8 protein-coding genes and 1 pseudogene are annotated in these 4,804 nt (G+C 39.8%); 3 read left to right on the plus strand and 6 right to left on the minus strand.

What is annotated here, in order from left to right; genetic code table 11:
* The 3 genes from V7Z64_RS11785 to V7Z64_RS11795 all read left to right on the plus strand — a co-directional run.
* Nucleotides 1-231 (plus strand): aldehyde dehydrogenase family protein (locus V7Z64_RS11785; protein ID WP_297989657.1); only part of this gene is annotated, 231 nt, incomplete at its 5' end.
* Between the two features lie 54 nt (nucleotides 232-285).
* The gene (locus tag V7Z64_RS11790) at nucleotides 286-633 is read left to right on the plus strand and encodes a DUF779 domain-containing protein (protein ID WP_297989655.1); all 348 of its coding nucleotides are present in this window, start codon (nucleotides 286-288) and stop codon (nucleotides 631-633) included.
* 104 nt (nucleotides 634-737) lie between these two features.
* Nucleotides 738-1,571 (plus strand): MBL fold metallo-hydrolase, encoded by an 834-nt coding sequence (locus V7Z64_RS11795; protein WP_297989653.1) that lies wholly within the window; start codon nucleotides 738-740, stop codon nucleotides 1,569-1,571.
* 18 nt (nucleotides 1,572-1,589) lie between these two features.
* Here the strand turns inward: V7Z64_RS11795 and V7Z64_RS11800 are convergent, their stop codons facing one another.
* From V7Z64_RS11800 to V7Z64_RS11825, 6 genes and pseudogenes are all read right to left on the minus strand, one after another.
* A complete protein-coding gene (locus tag V7Z64_RS11800; protein WP_297989651.1) occupies nucleotides 1,590-2,384 on the minus strand; it encodes a DUF817 domain-containing protein in 795 nt (264 codons plus the stop codon).
* Nucleotides 2,385-2,399: 15 nt separating this feature from the next.
* Nucleotides 2,400-2,615, minus strand: coding sequence for a helix-turn-helix domain-containing protein (locus V7Z64_RS11805; protein WP_297989649.1), 216 nt, complete (start codon nucleotides 2,613-2,615; stop codon nucleotides 2,400-2,402).
* Nucleotides 2,616-2,625: 10 nt separating this feature from the next.
* On the minus strand, nucleotides 2,626-3,105 hold the full coding sequence (locus V7Z64_RS11810; RefSeq protein WP_297989647.1) for a DUF2975 domain-containing protein: 480 nt from the start codon (nucleotides 3,103-3,105) through the stop codon (nucleotides 2,626-2,628).
* A gap of 137 nt (nucleotides 3,106-3,242) precedes the next feature.
* Nucleotides 3,243-3,461: pseudogene (locus tag V7Z64_RS11815) on the minus strand (iron chaperone); the annotation flags it as partial.
* Nucleotides 3,462-3,471: 10 nt separating this feature from the next.
* A complete protein-coding gene (locus V7Z64_RS11820) occupies nucleotides 3,472-4,110 on the minus strand; it encodes a LysE family translocator (protein ID WP_297989645.1) in 639 nt (212 codons plus the stop codon).
* Nucleotides 4,111-4,126: 16 nt separating this feature from the next.
* A complete protein-coding gene (locus tag V7Z64_RS11825; protein ID WP_297989643.1) occupies nucleotides 4,127-4,741 on the minus strand; it encodes an FMN-binding negative transcriptional regulator in 615 nt (204 codons plus the stop codon).
* Nucleotides 4,742-4,804 lie beyond the last annotated feature (63 nt).

Genomic DNA, 4,804 nt, shown 5'->3' on the forward strand with positions numbered 1-4,804 from the left:
GGTGCCGGAATATGGACGCGCGATATGAATACCGCATACCGATTTGGTCGCGGCATTCAAGCTGGACGCGTTTGGACGAATTGTTATCACGCTTATCCGGCTCATGCAGCGTTTGGTGGATATAAAATGTCAGGAATCGGTCGTGAAACGCACAAAATGATGCTCGAACATTACCAACAAACGAAAAACTTACTTGTTAGCTATTCGCCGAAAAAACTTGGATTTTTCTAATCGTTCAGGCAGCGCTTTTGAGACGCTGCCTTTTTTGAAAGGGGCTGATTGCGCATGCAACCGAAAGTAGTAGCGACCGAAGCAGCGCTACAACTTATCGAAAAATTAAAAGCAACATACGGTCCGCTTATGTTTCATCAATCTGGTGGTTGTTGTGATGGAAGCTCGCCGATGTGTTATCCGCAAGGGGAGTTTATGATCGGACAGTCCGACGTGTGGCTTGGCGAAATCGGAGGATGCCCATTTTATATGCACGCTGCTCAATACGAATATTGGAAACATACGCAATTAATTATTGATGTTGTACCTGGCCGCGGTGGCATGTTTTCACTTGAAGGGCGCGAAGGAGTACGTTTTTTAACAAGATCAAAAGTGTTTGATTCACATGATGAGCTGCTTTAAGGCAGCTCATTTTGTATGTATGACATCATTTTTTACGGGAGTGCGGAAATAATGAATGAATATTCATTATTGTTTGATATAATGAAATAAAGGGGGCACTTCGCATGTTAGTAAAGAAAAAATTCGAACAAGAAACTGTTTCTGGGGTACATATCGCAAAAGGCACTCTAACATTTCAAGGGGTACGATTGACGGTACATTATTTTTCTACCGACGGGGTATTGATTGATACAGGAGCAGCATCGTTAGCAAATGAATTTACTCATTTTTTCAAATTTTTAGATATCGATCAAGTGATCATTACCCACTTTCATGAAGACCATACAGGTTGTGCAGCGTTTTTACAAAGCGAACGACAACTGCCGATTTATATGAACGAGATCATGATTGATTATTGCAAAAAACAAGCAAATTACCCACTGTATCGCAAGCTTTTCTGGGGAACCCGCCCTCCTTTCCAAGTTAAGCCGATTGAAAACATGTTTTTTACACGCCATGCGACATGGGACGTGATTCATACGCCAGGTCATGCGGTTGACCATCTCGCATTTCTGAATCGCGAAACAGGACAACTTTTTACAGGGGACTTATATTGTCTCGAAAAAACAAAAGTCATCTTGCGCGAAGAAAGCATTTCTACTTTGATTGACTCATTAAAAAAAGTATTAACGTACGATTTTAGAGAAATGTTTTGCGCCCACGCAGGCTATGTAAAAGATGGGCGCACTGCTCTACAACGAAAGCTTCACTATCTGCAAGAGCTTCAAGGAAAAATTATTGATTTGTACGAAAAAGGAGCGACATTGAAACAAATACAATCTATCCTTTTTCCAAAGAAATATCCAATTACCTTCCTTTCCCTAGGTGAATGGAGTTCATTTCACATTGTCCGTTCGGTTATTGAAGAGCATCATATGAAAAAGATTAGCGAACGGTAACGACAACTGTTCGCTAAATTACTTCGTTCTAATCGCTAGCGTCGTTGTTTGTGGAATTTTTTCTTTTATCTTCTTTAATGTGGCAACGATGAGGAAGCTTACAATCACTAGTAAAAACCATGAACTTACTTTTCCTAAGTGAACGATACTCCAAGCCTTCGCTTGGTTCGGGTATTGCCAAGCGCCAAAAAACGTGGCAATATTTTCGGCAATCCATATAAAAAATCCGATAAGTAAAAAAGAAAGGACGAGCGGCATACGGTAACGCGTGCCGTTTACCTCGTAAATGACCGATGACGACCGAAAGACGATGATGACAAGTCCAATTAACCACCCCCGAACATCTATCCAATAATGATGGGTAAAGAAATTCAAATAAATCGCTACAGCTAGCGGAACAACGAGCGAAAGCGGCGGCCATTTGACAAGCTCCACCTTTAACCGCCGCCATGCTTGGCAAAGATAGCTGGCGACACTTGCATACATAAAGCCGCTATATAAAGGAACGCCAAAAATTTTCGCATACCCCTCCTCTGGATAAGTCCAAGACCCCATATGCACTTTGAACAACTCAAGCGCAAGCCCAATGAGGTGAAATAACGTAATCACTTTTAGTTCATCCCGTGTTTCTAGTCCCGCACGTACCATCCACCATTGCATGACAAGACAAATGATAAGTAGCCAATCATACCGCGGCAAGAAAGGAAGCGGTACTATTTTTGTCACCGCTAGCGAGGAAAAAATAACAACAGGAAACAAACAAGATAACGCTTGTTGCCAGCCAAAATGAACGAGTTGAATAAATGATCTCATCACTTTTGCCCCCGATTATATCTCGTCATCACTTCTGTACTCTAAAATATCCCCTGGTTGACATTGCAACGCTTTGCAAATCGCATCTAACGTCGATAACCGAATCGCCTTTGCTTTGCCGTTTTTCAAAATCGATAAATTCGCCATCGTAATTCCTACTTTTTCTGACAACTCGGTCACACTCATTTTCCGTTTCGCCAACATGACATCTAAATTCACAATAATCGCCATGTACTTCACCTCAGATTGTTAAATCATTTTCCGATTTGATTTCAATCGCTTTTTGTAAAAGCTTTTGTAGCACTGCGGCAAACACGGCAACGACCAAAGATCCAAAAACCACCATCAATCCGATGATGATAATTCCTGGGGCATCGTCTAAATCGGCAGTGAGATAAAAAAACGGCATGCCTGCAACATATAATAAACTAATGATCGCCGCACAATATTTTATATACTTTAGCGCTTTTACAGAGACATCGGAAAACGCTTCGTTCTTGTCAATATACGTTAACATGTTGAACGCTTGATATAGTGCGAAAAAAAACGGAATAGCGGTAACATAAAAAAAGATGACGATCGGATAGCGTAAATACGCTAATTCCGGTAGCCAATCGGCATAAAAATCAGGAAACTTAGGCAAGACAAATACACATAACGCAACAATAGGAGCGCCGATAATAAAAATAGCGATTTTTAAAAAAAGTGTTTCTCGTTTCACAACAAGCACCTCACTTCCATCATTTCCATTTCATTTTAACCTATAATTTATCGTTTTACAATAAATTATTATTGATTTATATGATTTTTTTTTTCAAAACAAAAAACACTTCTCTTTTTGAGAAGTGCTTTTTTTCGTTATTTTCGCCAAAAAGTTGTGCAATCTGCTTTTTCTTGAATATTAAATTCAATGATTTTCTCTAGTAATTCATAATTCACCGGCTTATCCCATGGAATTCGAAACAAACCTTTCGTAGCGCTATAACCGGCTTGGGCAATTTCGTCGGCAAATCGCGTCATGCATGCTTCTTCGGGTGACACACTCAAATGATGCTTTGCTGTGGAAAAACCGATAATATTGGAATGGTCATGTTTTGGATGGACTCGCAAAAGCAGAGAATATTCCTAGAATAATGTATAAGTATCCCGTTACCCGATTCATTACCTTCGAATGCCCTTTCTTCCTGACTATCCATTTTCGAATGTTTGCAGCAAGAATAGCGTATAGACTATCGTTAATAAAAGCTAGAATAATAAATATTGTCCCTAAAAGCAAAAACTGTACAGGAACCGAGCCGGAAGCAGGTGTGATAAACTGCGGAAAGAAAGCAAGAAAAAAAAGCGCCGTTTTAGGATTCATCACTTCAACGATTACTGATTCATAAAAAATTTTCCATAACTTTTTATCGTTCATTTTTGGATTTTCTGAATGATTTTCACCGGATGCGGACAATAGAGTCTTACATCCAAGATAAATAAGATAAATAGCCCCTAAATATTTCACAATCGTAAAAGCCGTGGCTGACGTCATGAGGATAGCAGACACACCAATTGCTCCTGCTAGAACATGAACAGCACCGCCAAGAGAAACGCCAAGAACCGAGACAAGACCAGCCTTCTTTCCTTGATCTATACTTCTTGCCATAATATAAAATACCGCAGGACCAGGCATAATTAACAATGCCGTCGTTGCGATAACAAATAGCCAAATTGTTGAAAACTCCATTGCATACCGCTCCTTTTCACATTTTATTTTTTACGTTTGCTTTCATTAAAGAGGCGATTTGTTGTTCATTTGGTAACGAGATTTGTTCTAATTGTTTGATCACGAGTTCTTGTCTATGCCGAGAATGGTTTTGGCTTAGCTTTGCCTTCCCTTCTATCTTATTGATTTTTATTTTAAATCCTTGAATTTCCTTCATCATGCCACGAAGAAGGTTCCGGTCTACATTTTGTAGTCGGTAGGAGCTAGTAGTACCTTCATACATGAATACTATATCATTTAAAGATTTCATTAACTCGTGCTCGTCTTCAAGGAGGATCACCTGTCCATACACGTGAACCACCAAATAATTCCATGTCGGCACTGCTTGATTCGTTTCATACCACGAGGGTGAAAGATAACAATGGGGACCTTGGAAAACAACTAAAACAGTTTGATTTTCAATATCTTTCCATTGTGGGTTCAAACGAGCAAAATGACCATACAAGTGCGTTTTCTCCTGATTCAACAGCAAAGGTAAATGTGTAGCAAAAGGCTCTCCTTTGTGCACAGAAAACAACGTTGCAAAACTATTTTCCTGTATCACCTCGTAAGCTGTTGTTTCTGTCATCGCAAAATAATTCGGGATATACAAATAGCTCACCTCCCTCTAAAAATGTTGATATATCAAGGTTTCTTGGCATCTTAGGGGTGCCAA

Source organism: Anoxybacillus sp. (genome assembly GCF_036834105.1).
Lineage (GTDB): Bacteria > Bacillota > Bacilli > Bacillales > Anoxybacillaceae > Anoxybacillus.

Coding starts and splice junctions, on each gene's coding strand:
- V7Z64_RS11790 (WP_297989655.1), top strand. CDS start 286: ATGCAACCGAAAGTAGTAGCGACCGAAGCAGCGCTACAACTTATCGAA.
- V7Z64_RS11795 (WP_297989653.1), top strand. CDS start 738: ATGTTAGTAAAGAAAAAATTCGAACAAGAAACTGTTTCTGGGGTACAT.
- V7Z64_RS11800 (WP_297989651.1), bottom strand. CDS start 2,384: ATGAGATCATTTATTCAACTCGTTCATTTTGGCTGGCAACAAGCGTTA.
- V7Z64_RS11805 (WP_297989649.1), bottom strand. CDS start 2,615: ATGGCGATTATTGTGAATTTAGATGTCATGTTGGCGAAACGGAAAATG.
- V7Z64_RS11820 (WP_297989645.1), bottom strand. CDS start 4,110: ATGGAGTTTTCAACAATTTGGCTATTTGTTATCGCAACGACGGCATTG.